The organism is Gracilibacillus orientalis, assembly GCF_900114645.1.
GTDB classification, from domain to species: Bacteria; Bacillota; Bacilli; order Bacillales; family Amphibacillaceae; genus Gracilibacillus; species Gracilibacillus orientalis.
Window position 1 is genome coordinate 1 of sequence record NZ_FOTR01000003.1, and the last position, 18352, is coordinate 18352.

Consider the following 18352-nt stretch of genomic DNA (forward strand, 5'->3'; position numbering starts at 1 on the left):
AAGGATTTGATGATGCCATTCAATATATGAATGAACCGGATAAATACCATCCTTTTATTCATAGTACCAATCATTTAGAACGATTAAATGAGGAAGTTCGAAGACGTGAGAGTGTCATCCGGATCTTTCCAAACACTCAATCCGCTTTTCGTCTCTTAGCTGCTTACTTAATGGAATATGCAGAAACAAAGCAACAACAAAGAGCACTTTTGAAAAATTAAAAAGCACTTTGATAGCATGCCCATTTTCCACTGGGGGAAGGGGATCCCCTTCCCCCAGTGAAAAAATAAATAACCGTCATATGTGGTGGAAACATTGTATTTTTACTTTTACACAAAATTAAGGACTTGACTCGAGGCGAAGACCCCGGAAGAAAACGCTCTTTGTTTTCTGAGGAGGCTGAGGCCGTGCCCATGGAAAGCGCAGTATTCTGCCGGAGCATTTCCAAACACTCCTCATTAATCAGAATGGGAGGAAGCTTATCAAGACAAATTTCCATTGATTCGCTGCATTCCTGTAGTGCAAATAAAGACCGGTGATATAAAAAGTACCCTATAAAAGGACTACTTTATAGGGTACTTTTTTAAATTAATGTAATTCTGTATGCTCTGAAATGTCTTCCAGTGCTTGTCCTGCTGCTTCATCTGACATTTCATCCAATGATAAGTCTCCCAGTGATATAATACCTGTTAATTGTCCATCTGTTACGACAGGGAGACGGCGAATTTGGTGCTCAGCCATTGTTTGGCTTGCTTCCTGAAGGGTAACATCTGGAGATACATGATATAAGTGATCACTCATTACTTCCTGTATTTTTGCTGATCCATCTTTGTTATCAGCATAACCTCTGATAACTAAATCACGGTCTGTTACCATTCCTAATAATTCTTTATTATCTCCACATACAGGAATGGCACCTACATCTCTCTTTTTCATTAAATCTGCTGCATCGGTCAATGAATCATTCGCTTTACAAAATGATACATCCTGCTCCATAATGTCTCTTACTGTTTTCATCCGAAAACCTCCTTGTATAAGTCATCATGGAGTAGTATGACCAACTTTTTAAAATTATTGCACAAAAAGAAATTAAATACTGAAAACTCGAATCAAATGCGAAGGTCTTTCTCATCTACATAGGGTCAATGCTCTACTTCTGGGACTTGTTGCTCCTTCCTTGGAATTCTAGTTGCCTTCCTTGGAAAAGTGCTGCTGTTCCTTGGATATATTCATTTTTCCAAGGAAGAACGATACTTTTCCAAGGAGCAAAAAAACACGAACATCAAAATTGATGGTCATGTTTTTTCATAATTCGAGTAGTTTCTGCCCCTGACTTTTTTGCTTATTTCGTATTGATTTTAACTAGTTTGCTTTCATTCCTAACCTTTTACAGAACCTGCAGCTATACCTTCGACAATACGATTACTCAAGATTAAGAAAGCAATCAGAATTGGAATAATACTAATCATTAACGTCGCACCAATTGCACCCCAATCTGTCAGATATTGACCAATGAAATTCTGGATACCGACAGTTAATGTTTTAAATTTGTCGGAACTGATAAACGTGTTTACAAAAATAAATTCATTCCAATTGTAAATCATGTTAATAATGGCTGTTGTCGCCAGAACCGGTGTTGTCATCGGTAACGTAATTTGGAAAAAGATACGATGAATGGAACAACCGTCCACTACCGCTGCTTCTTCAATTTCACGAGGTAACGTGTAGTAGAAACCTAATAAGATCATGATGGTTAACGGTAAATTAAATGCTGTGTAAGATAAAATAATCGATAATGGATTATCTATTAGGTTTAATTCTAAGAAAAAGGAGAACAACGGTATAATAGCAGAGTGGATAGGAACCATTAACCCTACCATAAAGAGTCCTAATACTAACTTGTTCAACTTCCAGTTCATTCTTGTGATCGCAAAGGTTACAAAGCTTGCGAAAAGAAGGGTTAACAAAACCGATACAACAGTAATCCATACACTGTTAAAGAAGTATAAGTTGATATTACCATCTGTCCACACTCTCACATAGTTTTCCCATTTTGGGTCCTGTGGTAATGCGAATGGAGACATGCCAAACACTTCAGAATTACTTTTCAGTGAAAATTGAAATAACCAAATCAGTGGATATATTTGAAAAACAGCAACAATGATTAGACCGATATAAAGTACGGACATACCAACTTTAGTTAGTATACTGTTATCTTTGCCTGCTGTGCTTTGAGTCTGAGCCATCTGCTTTCCTTCCCTCCGTTAATATTGAATTTCGTCTTCAGATGCAGTTAATTTACGTGTTATCCATGTAACAATAAGCGTGATTAATAATAGGAAAAAGGCAATAGCACTACCATAGCCAAAGTCAAATGTATCAAACGCTTTTTTGTACATGTAAGATGCGATAACTTCACTGGCACCGTTCGGACCTCCACCAGTCATTACATAAATAAGGTCAAAGTATTTCAATGAACCAACAATTGCTAAAACGACAGTTACTTTAATGACACCTGAAATAAGTGGCACCTTAATTTTATAAGCAATTTGGATAGGGCTAGCTCCATCAATCTTAGCTGCCTCCACTAATGATTCCGGAATCCCTTTCAGAGCAGCATAGTAAATAATGATATAAAAACCTGCATATTGCCAAAGTATTGCTACAAAAATTGCATACAAAACTAAATTGGTGTCTGCTAGCCATGCTGGTGGATTTTCAACTCCCACCATCGTTAACAAGCTATTTAGCATCCCATTATTCGGGTCATAGATCTTCACCCATAATTGCGCAATCGCAACGGAAGATAAAAGCATCGGAATCAAATAAATTTTTCTTAATAAGTCAGATCCTTTTACTTTTCCTGCTAAAATTAATGAAATTGCTAAATATGGTACTAAACTTAATGTTGAGAAAAATGCCAATAAAAACGAGTGGTATGCACTTTGCCAAAATTTCGCGTCTTTAATTAATTCCATATAGTTGTCTAAACCGACAAATGTCTTTGCACCGATACCATCCCAGTCCATTAACCCATAGTAACCAGTTATGAGAATCGGGCCATAAATTAATGCCACGATTAATATAAACGCTGGCAATACATATAAAGCAATGACTGCTTTGTTGGACATCACTTTGTTCATGGTTATTGCTCCTTTATGTCTAGGATAAACATATAAGACTTGACGTCTATCCATGTTTTCATTTGCTATTTAATACGATTAGGTCAAACTTATTTAGAGTAGAAAAAGGGCATATTCTAACTTTAAATATGCCCTTTTTTAAATTTGTTGTTTATTCTTCTGCGGCTAACGCGTCTTCTTGCTGTTTCGCAAACTCTTCCGGTGTGATTGCTTTACCGAATAATGCCTGAATACTGTCTAAATGTACATCAGCTACACCGGCACTCATTTGAACGTCTGCATATAATGTTAAGTTGGACGCTTCATTTAAGTCATTTAAGATATCAATATACATTTGTGGTAAATCCAAACCTTCTGTATCTACTACAGTTGCCGGAATTACACCAGCGTCAGTAACAGAACGTTCTCCCCATTTCTCCACAAAGAATGAAACAAATTCTTTAGCTTCATCTTTTACATCGGAATTCTCTGCTACGAATAAACCAACACCAGGTCCACCTACATAACTGTTAGCATCTCCTTCTCCACCTTCGACAGTAGGAAATTTTGCATAATCAACAGAATCTCTAAATTCTTGTGGATTATCTTCGTTTGTTGTCCATTCTGGCAGATCCCAAGTAGCCATTAAATACATTGCTGCTTGTTCATTGATGAAATAACCTTTCGCTTCATCATTGCCTAATCCGTTAAAACCATTAATAAATGCATCCATATCTACAAGCTCTTGAATTTCTTCAGCAGCCTGAATGAGAGCTGGATCTTCAAAGCTTCCAGTTCTATCAATCGCACTATTTAATGCTTTAGACCCGCCAATACGGTCTGCTAAATACATATACCACATGGAACCTGTCCAACGGTCTTTGTTACCTAATGCAACTGGTGTTACACCATTATCAGCTAATGTTTGAATTGCTTCTTTTAATTCTTCGAAAGTTCCTGGAACTTCTACACCATTTTCATCAAAAATTCTTTGATTATAGTAAAGTGGTGTAATGTTTAACTCTAAAGGTAAGCCATATGTTACATCGTCAACTGCGTATGCTTCTGCCGTACCAGCAACAAACTTATCTTTAAGTGGTCCTTCTAAAATATCGTCAAGCGGAGCAAACATATCACCGCCTACATATGGATCCAAGAAACCTGCTGCCCATGTCATACCTACGTCTGGTAATTCATTGGAAGTAGATAATACTTTTAATTTCTCCTTATATTGTTCATTACCTAAAATCTCGACATCTACTGTTACATCTGGATGATCTGATTCGAATTCATCGATAATGCTATTTACAATTTCATGGTGTTGTTTTGAACTTCCCTCAGGCCATAAATGCATAAACTCAATTGTTTTACTTGAATCGCTTTCATTTTCACCTGAAGCTGCGTTCTCTTCTTCTTCGTCATTTCCGCCACATGCTGCAAGCGCAAACATTAAAACTAAAGCAAATGAAAATAATACTTTATGCCACGCACTTTTCATTTGTGAAACCCCCTATTTTATGAATTATTTTTTAGTACAGTTATAAGTGTAGCACCATGGGGCTTCATCCGTAAGGTAACGATGATTAGGTAAAATACCACTTATTTTAGAAATCGTTTTCATTGTGCTTTCTGAATGCATTTGGAGTCATATCTTCAAATTGCTTAAAAAGCCTAATAAAATACTTAGACGTCTGGTAACCACTTTTTTCAGCTATTTCGGCAATCGTAAAATCTGTTGATAAGAGTAGTTTTTTAGCTTCCTGCATTCGTTTTCTTGTTAGATATTCGCTAAATGTAATCTGCAATTCTTCCTTAAATAATGCGCTCAGGTAGCTCGCATTTAGATGGACTTGCTTAGCTACTTCTTTCAACGTTAATTCCTCGTCATAATGCTGATCAATATAATCCATCGCTTCTTTCACTGCACGATTATACTTACTCAGCTGTTGCATCTCCATTAATTTATCATCTACTATTTTATTGAACATACCTGTTTTTTTTCTTTGGTTTTCAAGTTCAATTGCTTTTTCAATTGCTTCCATTAATTTTTCTTTAGCAATCGGTTTTAACAAATAATTAACCACACCTAACTCAAGAGCTTCATGGGCGTATTCAAATTCCGAATACGCCGAAATAACTATGACAACAGGATCTTTCGCCTTTTCTTTCAGCTTTCTAAGTAATTCTAACCCAGAAACCTCAGGCATCCGGATATCTGTAATTAAAACGTGAATTTTTTCATTATCGATCCGTTTAATGGCCTCTTCTGCATTTGCCGCCGTGATGACTTCATATTGATGATGAGATACTCTTTCAATTGTTTTTTTGATCCCTTGTCGGCTCCTTGGTTCGTCATCAACTACAAGAATCACCTTTTCTTCCATATCGCTAACCTCCCTATACTGGAATTTCAAAGCTTATCATGGTTCCTTTACCTTCTTCACTTAAAATGATAATGTCACGACTGTCACCTGCTTCATAAAACATACGTAAGCGCTGCTGTACATTTTGCAATGCCATACTTTGCTGTTTTTGTTGTCTAATACCACCATCCATCTGTTTCGTTACTTCCACTACTTTTTCTGCACTCATACCTGGACCATCATCACTTATGGCAATTCGTATTCGCTGTTGTTCTGCTATCTTTTCTATTCTGACAGTAATATGACTATTACCCACAACATTACCGGCTCCGTGTAAAATGGCATTTTCGACTAATGGCTGTATCATTAATTTCGGTATTTTGACATGTAACCAATCAAAATCAACATCTTTTTCCCAATTCAATCGTTCACCAAAACGCATACGCATAATTTTCATATAACGCTCAATATGATCCAATTCTTCCTTAATAGTTACCCATTCATCCTCATTTTCCTTCGTAATTGTATAACGGAATAACTCTGACATGGCCAGAACAACATTTGATAGATCCTCTTCTTCCTTTTCATCCAACGACCAGTACAAGGCATCCAATGTGTTAAATAGAAAGTGTGGATGTATTTGTGCTTGTAATGCTTTTAATTCTGTTCTATTTTTAATAATTTCTTTTTCATATACCATTTGAACTAAATAATTGGTCTCTTCTGCCAGTTGGTTATATGTCTGGTTTAATTCATTAATTTCATTAGTAGAGTTCACTACAGGGTTTTGGGCTAACACACCCTCACCAGCTTGTCTCATTGTCTTCGTCAGTCGTGTAATAGGTTTGGTTATAAAAGTCGACAAAAAGAATGAAAAAATAAAAAAGATTAATAATCCAATTAATCCAGCAATCAGAATACCTGCTTGTACAGTTGAAATACCGGCTGTCAATTGATTAACAGGTGTCAAAATATGCATCGTCCATCCTGTTAAATCTGATGTATCCTTCACCAGCATGTATTCTTGATCATCAATGGTGATCGTCTCGTCATCAGACTCCATAATTTCACCTACAGTGTTCCCGTGGTAATTGGTAACAATAGGATTATTCCTGTTATCGACTAAAATCGAATAATCATTCGATTCACCTTCTTGCTGATTTGAATTTAATTGAAAATAGTTTCGGTTCACTCTTGCTATGATGTAGCCACCATTATTAAAGTCATCATCCATCAAATTAATTTGTCTGCCTACTAAGAAATAATTATGATCTAACGGATCTTCCCCCATCCATATTAACTTGCCACCAACTTCATTTGCTCGGTTAATCCAGTGAGGATCAATACGGTCTAGCAATAAAGTAGAATCGATCGGAATTATACGTTGATAATCGTTGTTATAAATCTCGATCGAATAAATACCATCTACATTTGCTTGAATTAAATTGGTTGTACTCATTAACGATTGCTTATCATTAAAAGAAGTAATTTCCCCTTCAGATTCCTGTAATAAAACACCCTGTAACTCTTCATTGGTTAACACTTGTTTTGTTACCATATTTAATTGTTCAAACAATGAGTCATACCTGCCAGATGACTCCATTGCTGTTTGCCTTATTTGCTCCTCCGCATTATCTTGCAATAAATCTTCAACTAAAATATACGTAATTGCGCTTACAATAAATAGCACAATAAACATCACAAACAAATAAACAACCAATAACTGATTGCGTAACGTATTCCATTTTCTTAAATATTTGAGCACCCTGTTCACTCCAAACAATATTCACTTTGTTCATCCGATATCCTAAGTCCTGCTACCATTATACTATGAAAGTCAATATCTCGAAACTTTCTTTTATTACCAGAAAGGTATCCTTTACCTCCTTTTGATGCTAGACACCCGCACAAATTTTATACTTTCTTGTCTCTCATAAAAAAACACTAAATAAGTCCATACCTATTCAGTGTTTTTTCCACCTATTTAATTTTTTCATTCTAACTATCCTTACCCACTTTTGGCGTCCATCACGAGTTTTTATTATACTGTACGATCGGGACGAGGAATAACATCTGTTCTTTGTGCCCATTCCTCCCATGCTAAGGTTAATTCTTCTACTATACTTGGATATAGATCAGCTACATTCACCATTTCACTTCTATCTTTCTCCAAATTATATAATTCCCAGTCTCTTTCTTTAACCTTCGACAACTTCCACTTACCTCGGCGAATCCCGCAATTTTGCTCATGTTCAAAGCAAAGGGTTCTCTCTTGAGGAGATTCACCTAATAATGCAGGCATCAGGCTTTCCCCCTCCATTGGAAGAATTTCGCGCCCTTTATACTTTTCTGGGTATTTTGATCCTGTAATATCTACAAAGGTTGTCATAAAATCAATAAAATGTCCTGGTCTATGATCAATTTCGCCATTACGTTCTATTACTTCTGGCCAATGGGCAATTAAAGGAGTACTAATACCGCCTTCATGACCATAGTGCTTGTATAAACGAAGAGGTGTACTGCAAGCATTTGCCCAACCAGAACCATAGCTATGGTAAGTATCAGGACCACCCATTTTCTTTAAATCTTGTTTTCGATGTAATATATTTGTTGTTGTTATCCAATCATCAAATCCCCACGGATCCCATTCCGCACACGCCCCATTATCAGAGCAGAATAAAATCAATGTGTTGTCTAATTCCTGCTTCTCTTCTAAATCGCTTATTACTCTTCCAATATTTTGATCCATTCTATCTACCATTGCAGCATAAATGGCCATTCTTTTCGCTAAATCTTTCCTACGATCTGGATCGATAGAATCCCATGCTGGATTAACACCTTGTATATCTCTATCCCGATTCCAATATTCAGACCTAGGTGTTAACGGTGTATCTGGCGCTATAATCTCCAATTCCTTCATTCGATCCAAACGTTCCTCACGAATTTTATCCCAGCCTTTTTCATATAATCCTTCATATTTTGCAATCTCTTCTTCCGGTGCTTGTAAAGGAAAATGTGGGGCATTATAAGACAAATACAGAAAGTACGGATTATCATCGCTTCTAGATTCTTCGATAAAATCTAATGCATGATCAGTTATGGCATCTGTTGCGTAAAATTCACCTTTCTTATATGTACGTTCAGGTCGACCTTCAGGTAAACGCACATAATCTTTTTTATCCCAAAAGCTTGTAAAACCACCCAATAGACCATAAAAGTCATCGAAACCTTTTTTAATCGGTCCCTGCTTGCCAACATGCCATTTACCGGACAAGTAGGTGTGGTATCCCCTTTCCTTCAGTACCTCAGCCAGAGTGACACATTGATCTGCTAAAAATCCACGATAACCTGGCGTTTCAAAATCCTGGTCCATTTCGCCTATCCCTGCTTGATGTGGATAAAGGCCACTTAATAATGATGCTCGACTAGGACAACAACGCGCGGAATTATAAAATTGAGTAAAACGCAGACCACTTGAAGCAAGACTATCTATATTTGGTGTATCTATCTCGCTTCCAAAGCAGCCTAAGTCTGAATACCCAAGATCATCTACAAGTATTAAAATGATATTGGATTTCTGTTTATTCATCACTACCCCTCCATTTTCAAATTATTATTTTGCATCATTCACTGCTCTGATTTTTTCTAAGGAAATCTTTGGTGTTCTATCTTCTTTTAGCAACCCATTTATCTCCTGTTGAACATCCGTTGTTTGAGTATAACAATATCCACAAATATACGGAGTAGCTTTAATGGCACCAGTAATATCTTGATAACGCTTTAAAAATTCTTCTTCTGTTTCCACTTGGTTACCATAGCCCCAACCGCTGTCGTCATTAAAAGCAATCCCTCCATATTCTGTTAAAATCACTGGCTGACCTCTATACTTATATCCATCAGCAAACGCGTACTTATGCTTGTTGTGAGGGATTTTATTATCGAGTATTAAATCTTTATCTTTATAACGTTCATAAAACAACTCTCCCAGTTCTTCATAATCGTGAAGCGCAATGATGTCTGAAATAGTATGTTCCCATCCATCGTTAACAATAATAGGTCTTTGGGCATCTATTGCCTTGGTTAAATAGTAGATTGACTCTGTAAACGCTTGTTGCCTTTTGTCTTTAAATATTTTAGGAACACCCCATGATTCATTAAAAGGAACCCAAGTAATGATAGATGGATGATTATAGTGCTGCTGAATAATGTCCAACCATTCTTTCGTAAAGTTCTCAACCGCTTCATCAGAGAACTCATAAGTTGCCGCCATTTCCGACCATACAAGTAAACCTTTTTTGTCACACCAATACAGAAATCGCTCATCCTCGATTTTTTGATGTTTACGAACTCCGTTAAAACCCATTGCTAACGTTTTTTCAATGTCTTCGATCATAGCTTCATCAGAAGGAGGAGTAAGCATGGAGTCTGGCCAATAACCTTGATCCAATAATAACTTTTGATAGATTGGTGTGTTATTTAATAGTACTTGGTCATCCTTAATCGAAATTTTCCTCATTCCAAAATAAGAATCAACTTCGTCTACTACATCACCATTTACAGATAATCGGAATGAAACATCATATAAATGAGGATGTTGAGGAGTCCAATACATTACTCCCCATTCATGTAATTCAGAAGTAATATCAACTTCCATATGCATATTGGCACGATCTGGAACTAGTGAAAATTGCTTTACTACTTTTCCTTTAAAGCTAATTATCGTGTCCAGCTTGCCATTTTCGTTGAGATCACCATTAAGTCTATAATCAAATGAAACTGTATTTTCATCCATATTAGGTGTTATCTTAACTCTTTCAATACTTTCCTCCTGCAGAAATTCCAACCAAACAGTCTGCCATATACCTGTATTTTGCACATACCAGCAGCCGAAATTACTATCTGTCCAACGCTGCTTACCTCTAGGCTGATAACAGCTCTGGCTATCTTCTACTTTCACCACTAATTCATTTTCCTCCAATTTATTAACTACATGACTAATATTAAAAGAAAAAGCGGCATTTCCACCAGCATGCTCTCCTATATAATGTCCATTTACCCATACTTTTGTTAAATAATCAGACGCTTGAAATCTTAGAATGGCCTGTTTATCTATTTCATTATTTGGTACCTCAAACATTCGCTGATACCAAATACAAGGATGGAATGTTTGATCTCCGATACCACTTGCTTTTGTTTCATATGTGAATGGAACTTGTATCTCGTTTGTAAAGTTTGGTTTAGTATACCAAGCCTCTTTTTCTCCGATATCTTGATCATCAAACGTAAATTTCCACGTTCCATTTAAATTAAGCCAGAATTCACGCCGAAATTGAGGCCTTGGATATTCAACCCTTTTAGAAGTTGTAATAGTGGTTGTCGTCATATGCTTACCTCTCCCTTTATTACATGTTTTGTGTATTAATACTTATATCATGTTTATTTTATATAAGAATACGCTCTCAAAAATAAAAAGTCAACTTTGTTTTTTAATATTTTTAGTTTAATTCATTTTTACTGTTTTTATAAGCAAAAAAACTCCCCATTGATTGGAGAGAAATATAACCACTAAAGTATTATTCAAATTTTATATTCAATTTTATATCTTGTTCGAAATCACCGAATTCTTTGCCGAAGATGTTCATTCCACCTTTATGAACAGCATCTTCTTTTATGCCTATTTTAAATGTTACATAATCTTTGCGCTGTACATTTACATCATTCAATGTAACATTAGACAGCTGGAAATCATCTATCATTGTATTTTCGTTTGATATTTTCCAAACCTTTAACGTACCATATTGAGTACTTGTTGTTTCTGCCCAATATTTAGGGTTTAACTTACCTGGACGATCACCATAATCACCTGGGCTTGTCCATGTTCCTATATCAACATTATTGACCCAAACAGTGATATCAGATGGCCAATTGTGATCATGATTAGGTGCTTCTGAACAAATTTCTAAGGAAAACTGCATTTCTTTTATGGTTGCATCAGGAGCAATGACTATAGGAAATTTATACTCAAGAAATCCTTTTCGTGTCCATATAAGTTGTGTGTGTATTCGCTCAGGGCTATAAAAATAAACTGGCTCATCTTCAGGAATTAACAATTTCTCCTGATTTGCCATGCCGCATGTAGGAGCAACTTGAAAGTCAACAAATTGTCCAATAGGCATCTCTAGTTCATAATTTTTCAAGTCATTCTTAGAAGATTTATTTGTACTATTCAAAAGAATATGAATGTCATCAAAATTCCTTGTACACACCTTCATTGCCCCTCTACTTGCAGGTCTAAGCTCTGTAAGTATTAGGTTAGCTTCTTCTAGAACTCGCACATGAGAGGCAGTAGTAGAAACAGGGATTTGCAATGCATCTGATAGTTGATGCACATTCAAATTTTCTTTATTAAGTAACTTAATCATATTCAAGCGTACCTTTGATGATAACGCATGAGTTACTTTGCTTAGTTTTTCAGGATCGCTAATAGATAATTCTAACAAAATTCATCCCTCCAGTGAACGTTTATATTAAAAATGTTTGTTGTTTTAAATATAAACGAAAAAACAGTATTTATCTAGTTTTCCAGCTTAATTAATTAGAATTATACAACTTTGATAAAATATATGCTTTGCGATTTCATTTATATAGTCATGTTGGCAGGCAATTAATTATGCAGAAAAAGCACTTCGTTAATCATAGCATTAACGAAGTGCTTTTATAACCTCTAAGCCGATTTCATGCAGATTGTCTATATCCTGATCCGATCCGTTACTATCGGTAATTATTCGTTCTACCTTTGTTAAAGGCGCAACATGTGCAAATGCCTGATAATGAAATTTATGATGATCAGTCAAGATATAAGTGGTGTCCGCTATTTCAATCATCTTTTGCTTCACGCGGGCTTGTTGTTCATTTGATTCACTAATCCCTCTCTCGAAGTGAATTCCTTTGCAGGACAGAAATGCTTTATTTACATGATATAAATCAAGTGAACGTTCCGCTAAAGGACCAACATAAGAAAGGGACCTAGCAAGTAACGTACCACCAGTCGAAATCACAGTGATTTGATTTTTTTTACTTAATTCCAACACCACATTAACAGAATTCGTTAAAACAGTGACCGGTATATTGGGTAAGTTCTTCGCCACATACCAAGCTGTCGTACTGGCATCCAACAAAATTTTATCCGTTTCAACAATATGTTTTACAACTTCCTGGGCAATTTCTCTTTTCTCGTCTACATACATTACTTCTCTTTCCTGAAAAGGTATTTCCGGTCCATCCTGAGAAGAGGCTATACTGACCGCCCCTCCGTGACTGCGGGCTAATTTCTTTTCTTTTTCTAATTTTTCTAAGTCTCGGCGAATTGTTTCATCAGTTACTGAAAAAAGGTTCGCAAGCTCTGATACTCTGATACTTTTCTTCTGATTGACAACTTCTACGATTCGCTGATGTCTTTCTGCAACTAGCATCTGATTTCTCCTACCTTCTCGTTCTTCAACCCTGTCTATTATTGACTATAGAAAAGTCTACCATAAAGATCAACTGTTTAGTCAAGATGAAAGACTTCTTGATCAATTAAATGCATTTTCGGGTCACCTTTTTCATCCATTGCTAAAATATCGCTCATAAATTCTTGCCATTTACGGTTAGCTGGATTGGTTTCCAATTCTTTCATTGCACGATGGTAATCATCCACTTCCATATATGCGTAAAGCTTGGTGCCATCCATGAAAATACTATAATTGCTAATCCCAACTTCTTTTAATGCTGCTAATAACTCCTGGTGTACTTCCTGATGTCTTTTCTTATATTCTTCCTGCGAGCCTTCCTTGCACTCCATTATAAACATATAACGTGCCATAATATCCTCCTCTTCATTGTAATCGTATTCATTTCATTGTTTTGTTTTTGCTTGTGTTTGTTTACATTTTATCACAGTATAAAACAAATACAAACAAAAATTTAGAGGTGGATTTCAAATGATAGATCATCACAAAGCCCCATGACAAAGGAAAACACAAGCTGCTTATAGCTTGTGTTTGAAGTAGTGCTCTAAATAGTGATAGACGCCTTCTTTGTCGTTAGTAAACTCTGTGATTTCCTTTACTAACGATTTAATTTGATCTGTAGCATTGACCATACCTACAGGATAACCTACATACTTCATCATTGGGATATCGTTGTTACTATCGCCGATTGCCATGGTATCTGCCGAGCTGATCTGATAATGCTTCAACAATGCTTCAATTCCTGTCGCTTTATTTACCCCTTCTACCATTACTTCTACGTTATGATGAGAGGATGAAGAAGTGGTGAAATTGGTTTCTTGTTTCATATTTTCCAGTTCTTTGATCCATGCCTGCATCTTGTCATGGTCGTTAGAAAAACAGAATATTTTCGCATATTTTTGTTCCGGTAAAGTGGCATGCCATCGAATTTCGTGCTCGATCGCAGCTTGCCTTTCCAACCATTCATTGATTCCTACTTCATCTGGTTTCTCAGCACTGATCATGGACTCCATATACGCTTGATCCTCTGTTAGGGAAAGTCGTTCCCCATCATTGGGATGCACTTCATAATAAATCTGATATGATCGTGCAGATTGTATCACTTTATCCACAAGATCTGTGGATAAGCTATGTTCTAACAGCTTTTCTCCATCTACGTATGTAATCATACCATTTGCTGTAACAAATCCATCCAATTCTAGGTTGTTGGGTGCTGAGTCAAATACTTCATTATAGGAACGACCTGTCACGATAAACACACTAATACCTGTTTTTCTTATTTTTTGAATGGTGTCGAGTGTGTTTTGCGTTAATTGATTGTGGTTATTCAGTAATGTCCCATCCATATCTAAGCATATTGCTTTTGGTGAGAATGTCATTGTTACGGTCCCCCCTTATAAACTAGCCGTTAACTAGTATAGCATAAGAAATATCAGCCCACCATCGACGCATATCGATAAGTGAGCTAGAAATCAGAACAGTTTATTTATCTTCTACAGACTGGAGATTGGCTTCAATTTCGTTTCTTTTTTGCTCTAGAAATGGTGGCAGGGCGAGGGTCTCTCCCAGGCGCTCATTCTTTTCATCTGTGTTGAAGCCTGGCCCATCTGTGGCTAGTTCAAATAGAATACCATTAGGTTCACGAAAGTATAATGATTGAAAATAATAACGATCGACAAGTCCTGAGTTAGGCAATTTTTCTTCGGTAATTCGCTCATGCCACTTTTCGAGCTCTTGATAATCTGCTACACGAAAAGCCACATGGTGAACACTACCTCTTCCAGGACGTTCTTTTTGCAATACCGGAAGTACTTCCATATGCACCTCTGCACCTGTACCACCCGCCCCCGTTTCAAACACTTGCATATCAGTTTCTCCTTCAGGATTAGGATAAAAACCAGCATGACGAAAGCCGAGTACTTCTGTTAAAATTCTTTCAGTAGGTGCTAATTCTGGAACTGTTAATCGAACTGGTCCCAAGCCAGTTATACCATAATCCTTTGGTACCGGACTTTTTGACCATGGCACACCTGCTGCTACTCCTTTGTTATTTTCATCAGATACAAAAACAAGACGCTGCCCTTCATGATCTTGAAAAGGTAACACTTTTCGACCAAATGTTTCTCCAATCCCATCATGGACAACATCATATTCGTCCAAACGTTCCTCCCAATAGCTTAATGCTTCATCACAAGGAACACGTAAAGAGGTACAAGAAATACTATTATTACCAGCATACGTATGCCCTGCATTTGTTATTTCGAAAAAAGTTAAATCTGTTCCAGCTCGTCCAATTTCATCTGCATAAAATAAATGATACATACTGGGATCGTCTTGATTGACCGTTTTTTTGACTAATCTCATTCCTAAAATATTCGTATAAAAATAATAGTTATCTTTAGCAGTAGCTGTAATTGCTGATACGTGATGTATTCCTTTGAGTTCCATAAGCCGCCTCCTTGAAATCGTTGTTAATTTCATTATAAACTTTTGTTATCTTGAATTCAAGATAACGAGAAGTCTTGACAACTGGAGGGTTTTTGTTACAATCTTTTGTAATTACATAAGTGTTATCACTACTAGGGGTGCCCTTTAAGTATGGGCTGAGAAAAAAGCACGTTGAAGCTTTTTAACCCTGAGAACCTGATCTGGCTTATACCAGCGGAGGGAAGTAGCTAAACTATTTGCATGGTATAGCCAGGTTCTTATTCGGAATCTGGCTTTTTATTTTTTCAGGATAGTGGTATGCACTTGTATTTAAAAAAGGAGGGAGATTGCATGAATCGTACATTATTATTAACAACGATGGCTGTTTTTATTGCAATTGGTACATTAGGTTCCCAATTTCTATGGTTCCCAACCGGTATCGCCAAAGCTTATCCTGTGCAACATGCCGTTAATATAATGGCCGCTGTTACTCTAGGACCCGTTCCAGCTGTAATCATTGCTTTTACCATCGGACTTTTACGCAATTTATTAGGAATAGGAACATTGCTTGCATTTCCAGGTGGCATGATAGGCGCGTTACTTGCTGGTTACCTTTATCGATGGACGAATAAAAAAGCCTTGGCTGGTGTCGGAGAAATAATTGGTACCGGTGTGTTAGGTTCATTACTATCCGTTCCATTTTCCAAAATTTTGATGGGGACTTCCGTAGGTGCTTTAGCATTTCTACCAGGATTCCTTGTCAGCAGTGTAACAGGAACTATTATCGGACTCTTGATTTTATCCAAAGTAAAGCATACCACTTTGATGCAACAACCAATTTCCAGCAAATAACACGAGACTTCCGTTAGTGGGGTTTTACGGACGATGAATACTGTGATAAAAATGGCTGATAAACAACAAATCATCGCGTATCTTCGTTAGATTTGTTGTTTATCTCTGTTTTCAAAACTTTTCATAGAGAAAATAAAAAGCGACCATCTCCAATATGGTCGCTTGCGTATTAATCCTTTGCGAAAAAGGCTTCTGCTTTTTCTAAATATTTTTCTTGTTCTGGAGTAAGATCATACTCCTCTTCAATTGCATCTACTGGACACACTGATTTACATGCTCCACAATCGATACAAATATCCGGATCTATATAAAATTGATCTGGTCCTTCGACAATACAATCTACCGGACAAACTGTTGTGCATTCACCAGATTTTTCTGTTTCACATGGTTCAGTTATTACAAATGCCATCTTACATCCTCCTAGATGTTTATCAATCTATTATTTACGATAAAGCATGTTCGACTAGGATTGCAAGTGTTTGAGTAAAAAATATAACCTTAAAAGTGGATGAAGAAAAACGAGGAAATCCATCCGCTCCTTATCTTTAACTCAGACTCCATATAGTAATGTTGATATGTTTATCACGGTGCTAACCGTCTGTAAGACCCCCGCTTCGGCTGCCCACTCCCCTTTCCGTGGGTTTTTTCCCTCAGCTAACTTTTTCGCGTAAAAACCACTCGAAAAAGTGGATCTTCAGGAAAACGTGTCCCACTGGAGTTGAAGTGGGCGGCCTGCGCTGAATCATGCTCTACAACATGTGTCAGACCTAGCAACTTGGGTTATTATCCCTGGGAAAATGCAAAGCTACGGCGTTGAAAATCACTAAAAATGGTTATAAAACCACTATGTTTTTTCTGATATTCGTTGTAGAAAAAGATATAGCGGAGGCCGAACGTTTCGACTCCTGAGGGATTAGCATGATCTGAAGATCCACTTTTGCAGGAGCGAACTCCTCCTGCAAAAGTTAGCTGAAGAACATGCCCCTAGGAAAGTGAAACGGTCAGCCGCAGCGGTTGGCTTGCACAAGCTATCTTTCAAAATGGCGTCTTACAGACAGTTAGCACTGTGATAAAAGTTGTGATACCAATGATTATATGCTTCCTTTACTTGCCAAAATACTTGCAAAAAAAAGAACCCGATTCATTTTTCGAAACGGGTTCTTAGTTATAAAATATAGTAGCTATTATCGTTTATTAAATGTGTCCGGATCAGGACCAACACGTTCGTCCTTATTCATATCGTGAATTAATTTCAATTCCTCTTCTGATAATTCAAAATCAAATACATCTGCATTATCATGAATACGATGCTGTTTCACTGATTTCGGAATAGTCACAACCTCTTGTTGTAAATCCCAACGCAAAATAACTTGTGCTGTCGACTTACCATGACGTTTTGCAATATCAGTTAATGTTGGATCATCTAAAAGTTTTCCTTGTTTCAGTGGAGACCATGCCTCTAACTGAATATTATGTTTTTTGCAGAATTCTTGCAAACTGCGTTGTTGCAGATGCGGATGATATTCGACTTGATTTACCATTGGTGCCACTTCTGCATCATTGATCAAATCTTCTAAATGATGTTCTTTAAAATTACTTACACCAATTGCACGAATTTTCCCATCATTATATAACTTCTCCATTGCCTTCCAAGACTCTTTATATTTATTTAGCTCTGGAACTGGCCAGTGGATTAAATATAAATCCAAATATTCCAATTCCAATTTATTTAAGCTTGTTTCAAATGCTTTAAGTGTTTCTTCATAGCCTTGATCTCCATTCCAAAGCTTAGAAGTAATAAATAATTCTTCACGAGGAATACCAGAATCTTTGATTGCTTTGCCTACACCTTCTTCGTTACCATAAACGGCTGCTGTATCAATACTCTTGTAACCATGTTCAAGTGCCCACTTAACGGAATTGTATACTTCTTCTCCTTCTTCCACCAAGAAAACGCCTAAACCAAACGACGGCATTTTGACACCATTATGTAGCGTAGTAGTTGATTGCAAACTATTTACCATCTCAAATTCCTCCCTTTGTTCATTGTCTATACTATCTTGCCACAATCCACCAA

The 18352-nt window shown here is 36.8% G+C and carries 17 protein-coding genes and 1 riboswitch; of the genes, 2 read left to right on the forward strand and 15 right to left on the reverse strand.

Translation table 11 applies throughout. From position 1 onward, the window contains the following. Positions 1-221, forward strand: a 221-nt coding sequence (locus BM121_RS06135; protein WP_175495345.1) for a transposase, incomplete at its 5' end; no start/stop codon positions are given. 367 nt (positions 222-588) lie between these two features. Here the strand turns inward: BM121_RS06135 and BM121_RS06145 are convergent. The 13 genes from BM121_RS06145 to BM121_RS06205 all read right to left on the reverse strand — a co-directional run bounded on the left by BM121_RS06145 (position 589) and on the right by BM121_RS06205 (position 15444). Further along, positions 589-1017 carry a CBS domain-containing protein gene (locus BM121_RS06145; RefSeq protein ID WP_091482429.1) on the reverse strand — a complete coding sequence of 143 codons (429 nt, stop codon included), beginning with the start codon at positions 1015-1017 and terminating at the stop codon, positions 589-591. Positions 1018-1379: 362 nt separating this feature from the next. Then, positions 1380-2246, reverse strand: coding sequence for a carbohydrate ABC transporter permease (locus tag BM121_RS06150; protein WP_091482431.1), 867 nt, complete (start codon positions 2244-2246; stop codon positions 1380-1382). Between the two features lie 18 nt (positions 2247-2264). After that, on the reverse strand, positions 2265-3143 hold the full coding sequence (locus tag BM121_RS06155; RefSeq protein WP_091482433.1) for a carbohydrate ABC transporter permease: 879 nt from the start codon (positions 3141-3143) through the stop codon (positions 2265-2267). A gap of 151 nt (positions 3144-3294) precedes the next feature. Further along, the gene (locus tag BM121_RS06160) at positions 3295-4620 is read right to left on the reverse strand and encodes an extracellular solute-binding protein (protein WP_091482435.1); all 1326 of its coding nucleotides are present in this window, start codon (positions 4618-4620) and stop codon (positions 3295-3297) included. A 106-nt stretch (positions 4621-4726) separates the two neighbouring features. Beyond that, a complete protein-coding gene (locus BM121_RS06165) occupies positions 4727-5506 on the reverse strand; it encodes a response regulator transcription factor (protein ID WP_091482437.1) in 780 nt (259 codons plus the stop codon). A gap of 13 nt (positions 5507-5519) precedes the next feature. Further along, the gene (locus BM121_RS06170; protein WP_091482439.1) at positions 5520-7250 is read right to left on the reverse strand and encodes a cache domain-containing sensor histidine kinase; all 1731 of its coding nucleotides are present in this window, start codon (positions 7248-7250) and stop codon (positions 5520-5522) included. A gap of 276 nt (positions 7251-7526) precedes the next feature. Then, entirely contained in the window at positions 7527-9074 is a 1548-nt protein-coding gene (locus BM121_RS06175; protein ID WP_091482441.1) for an arylsulfatase, read from the reverse strand. A gap of 24 nt (positions 9075-9098) precedes the next feature. After that, on the reverse strand, positions 9099-10868 hold the full coding sequence (locus BM121_RS06180; protein WP_175495346.1) for a glycoside hydrolase family 2 protein: 1770 nt from the start codon (positions 10866-10868) through the stop codon (positions 9099-9101). 190 nt (positions 10869-11058) lie between these two features. Continuing rightward, complete coding sequence (locus BM121_RS06185) at positions 11059-11985, reverse strand: ArsR/SmtB family transcription factor (protein ID WP_091482443.1); 927 nt, start codon at positions 11983-11985, stop codon at positions 11059-11061. 201 nt (positions 11986-12186) lie between these two features. Continuing rightward, positions 12187-12957, reverse strand: coding sequence for a DeoR/GlpR family DNA-binding transcription regulator (locus BM121_RS06190; protein WP_091482445.1), 771 nt, complete (start codon positions 12955-12957; stop codon positions 12187-12189). Between the two features lie 77 nt (positions 12958-13034). Beyond that, positions 13035-13349 carry an L-rhamnose mutarotase gene (locus BM121_RS06195; RefSeq protein WP_091482456.1) on the reverse strand — a complete coding sequence of 105 codons (315 nt, stop codon included), beginning with the start codon at positions 13347-13349 and terminating at the stop codon, positions 13035-13037. Positions 13350-13514: 165 nt separating this feature from the next. Then, positions 13515-14375 carry a Cof-type HAD-IIB family hydrolase gene (locus BM121_RS06200; protein ID WP_091482458.1) on the reverse strand — a complete coding sequence of 287 codons (861 nt, stop codon included), beginning with the start codon at positions 14373-14375 and terminating at the stop codon, positions 13515-13517. A gap of 103 nt (positions 14376-14478) precedes the next feature. Beyond that, on the reverse strand, positions 14479-15444 hold the full coding sequence (locus BM121_RS06205; RefSeq protein ID WP_091482459.1) for a ring-cleaving dioxygenase: 966 nt from the start codon (positions 15442-15444) through the stop codon (positions 14479-14481). 123 nt (positions 15445-15567) lie between these two features. After that, a riboswitch (TPP riboswitch) is annotated at positions 15568-15683 on the forward strand. Between the two features lie 91 nt (positions 15684-15774). Between BM121_RS06205 and thiW the strand changes: the two genes are divergently transcribed. Then, entirely contained in the window at positions 15775-16275 is a 501-nt protein-coding gene (gene thiW, locus BM121_RS06210) for an energy coupling factor transporter S component ThiW (RefSeq protein ID WP_091482461.1), read from the forward strand. 169 nt (positions 16276-16444) lie between these two features. Here thiW and BM121_RS06215 read toward each other — a convergent pair whose 3' ends face one another. Next, complete coding sequence (locus tag BM121_RS06215) at positions 16445-16684, reverse strand: ferredoxin family protein (RefSeq protein WP_091482463.1); 240 nt, start codon at positions 16682-16684, stop codon at positions 16445-16447. 775 nt (positions 16685-17459) lie between these two features. Then, a complete protein-coding gene (locus tag BM121_RS06220) occupies positions 17460-18299 on the reverse strand; it encodes an aldo/keto reductase (protein WP_091483155.1) in 840 nt (279 codons plus the stop codon). Positions 18300-18352: the final 53 nt, after the last annotated feature.

Bases quoted from the DNA above. Each gene is read 5' to 3' on its own strand.
- BM121_RS06165 (WP_091482437.1), bottom strand. From the start codon at position 5,506: ATGGAAGAAAAGGTGATTCTTGTAGTTGATGACGAACCAAGGAGCCGA.
- BM121_RS06205 (WP_091482459.1), bottom strand. From the start codon at position 15,444: ATGGAACTCAAAGGAATACATCACGTATCAGCAATTACAGCTACTGCT.
- BM121_RS06195 (WP_091482456.1), bottom strand. From the start codon at position 13,349: ATGGCACGTTATATGTTTATAATGGAGTGCAAGGAAGGCTCGCAGGAA.
- BM121_RS06150 (WP_091482431.1), bottom strand. From the start codon at position 2,246: ATGGCTCAGACTCAAAGCACAGCAGGCAAAGATAACAGTATACTAACT.
- BM121_RS06220 (WP_091483155.1), bottom strand. From the start codon at position 18,299: ATGGTAAATAGTTTGCAATCAACTACTACGCTACATAATGGTGTCAAA.
- BM121_RS06160 (WP_091482435.1), bottom strand. From the start codon at position 4,620: ATGAAAAGTGCGTGGCATAAAGTATTATTTTCATTTGCTTTAGTTTTA.
- BM121_RS06145 (WP_091482429.1), bottom strand. From the start codon at position 1,017: ATGAAAACAGTAAGAGACATTATGGAGCAGGATGTATCATTTTGTAAA.
- BM121_RS06190 (WP_091482445.1), bottom strand. From the start codon at position 12,957: ATGCTAGTTGCAGAAAGACATCAGCGAATCGTAGAAGTTGTCAATCAG.
- BM121_RS06215 (WP_091482463.1), bottom strand. From the start codon at position 16,684: ATGGCATTTGTAATAACTGAACCATGTGAAACAGAAAAATCTGGTGAA.
- thiW (WP_091482461.1), top strand. From the start codon at position 15,775: ATGAATCGTACATTATTATTAACAACGATGGCTGTTTTTATTGCAATT.
- BM121_RS06200 (WP_091482458.1), bottom strand. From the start codon at position 14,375: ATGACATTCTCACCAAAAGCAATATGCTTAGATATGGATGGGACATTA.
- BM121_RS06180 (WP_175495346.1), bottom strand. From the start codon at position 10,868: ATGACGACAACCACTATTACAACTTCTAAAAGGGTTGAATATCCAAGG.
- BM121_RS06175 (WP_091482441.1), bottom strand. From the start codon at position 9,074: ATGAATAAACAGAAATCCAATATCATTTTAATACTTGTAGATGATCTT.
- BM121_RS06155 (WP_091482433.1), bottom strand. From the start codon at position 3,143: ATGAACAAAGTGATGTCCAACAAAGCAGTCATTGCTTTATATGTATTG.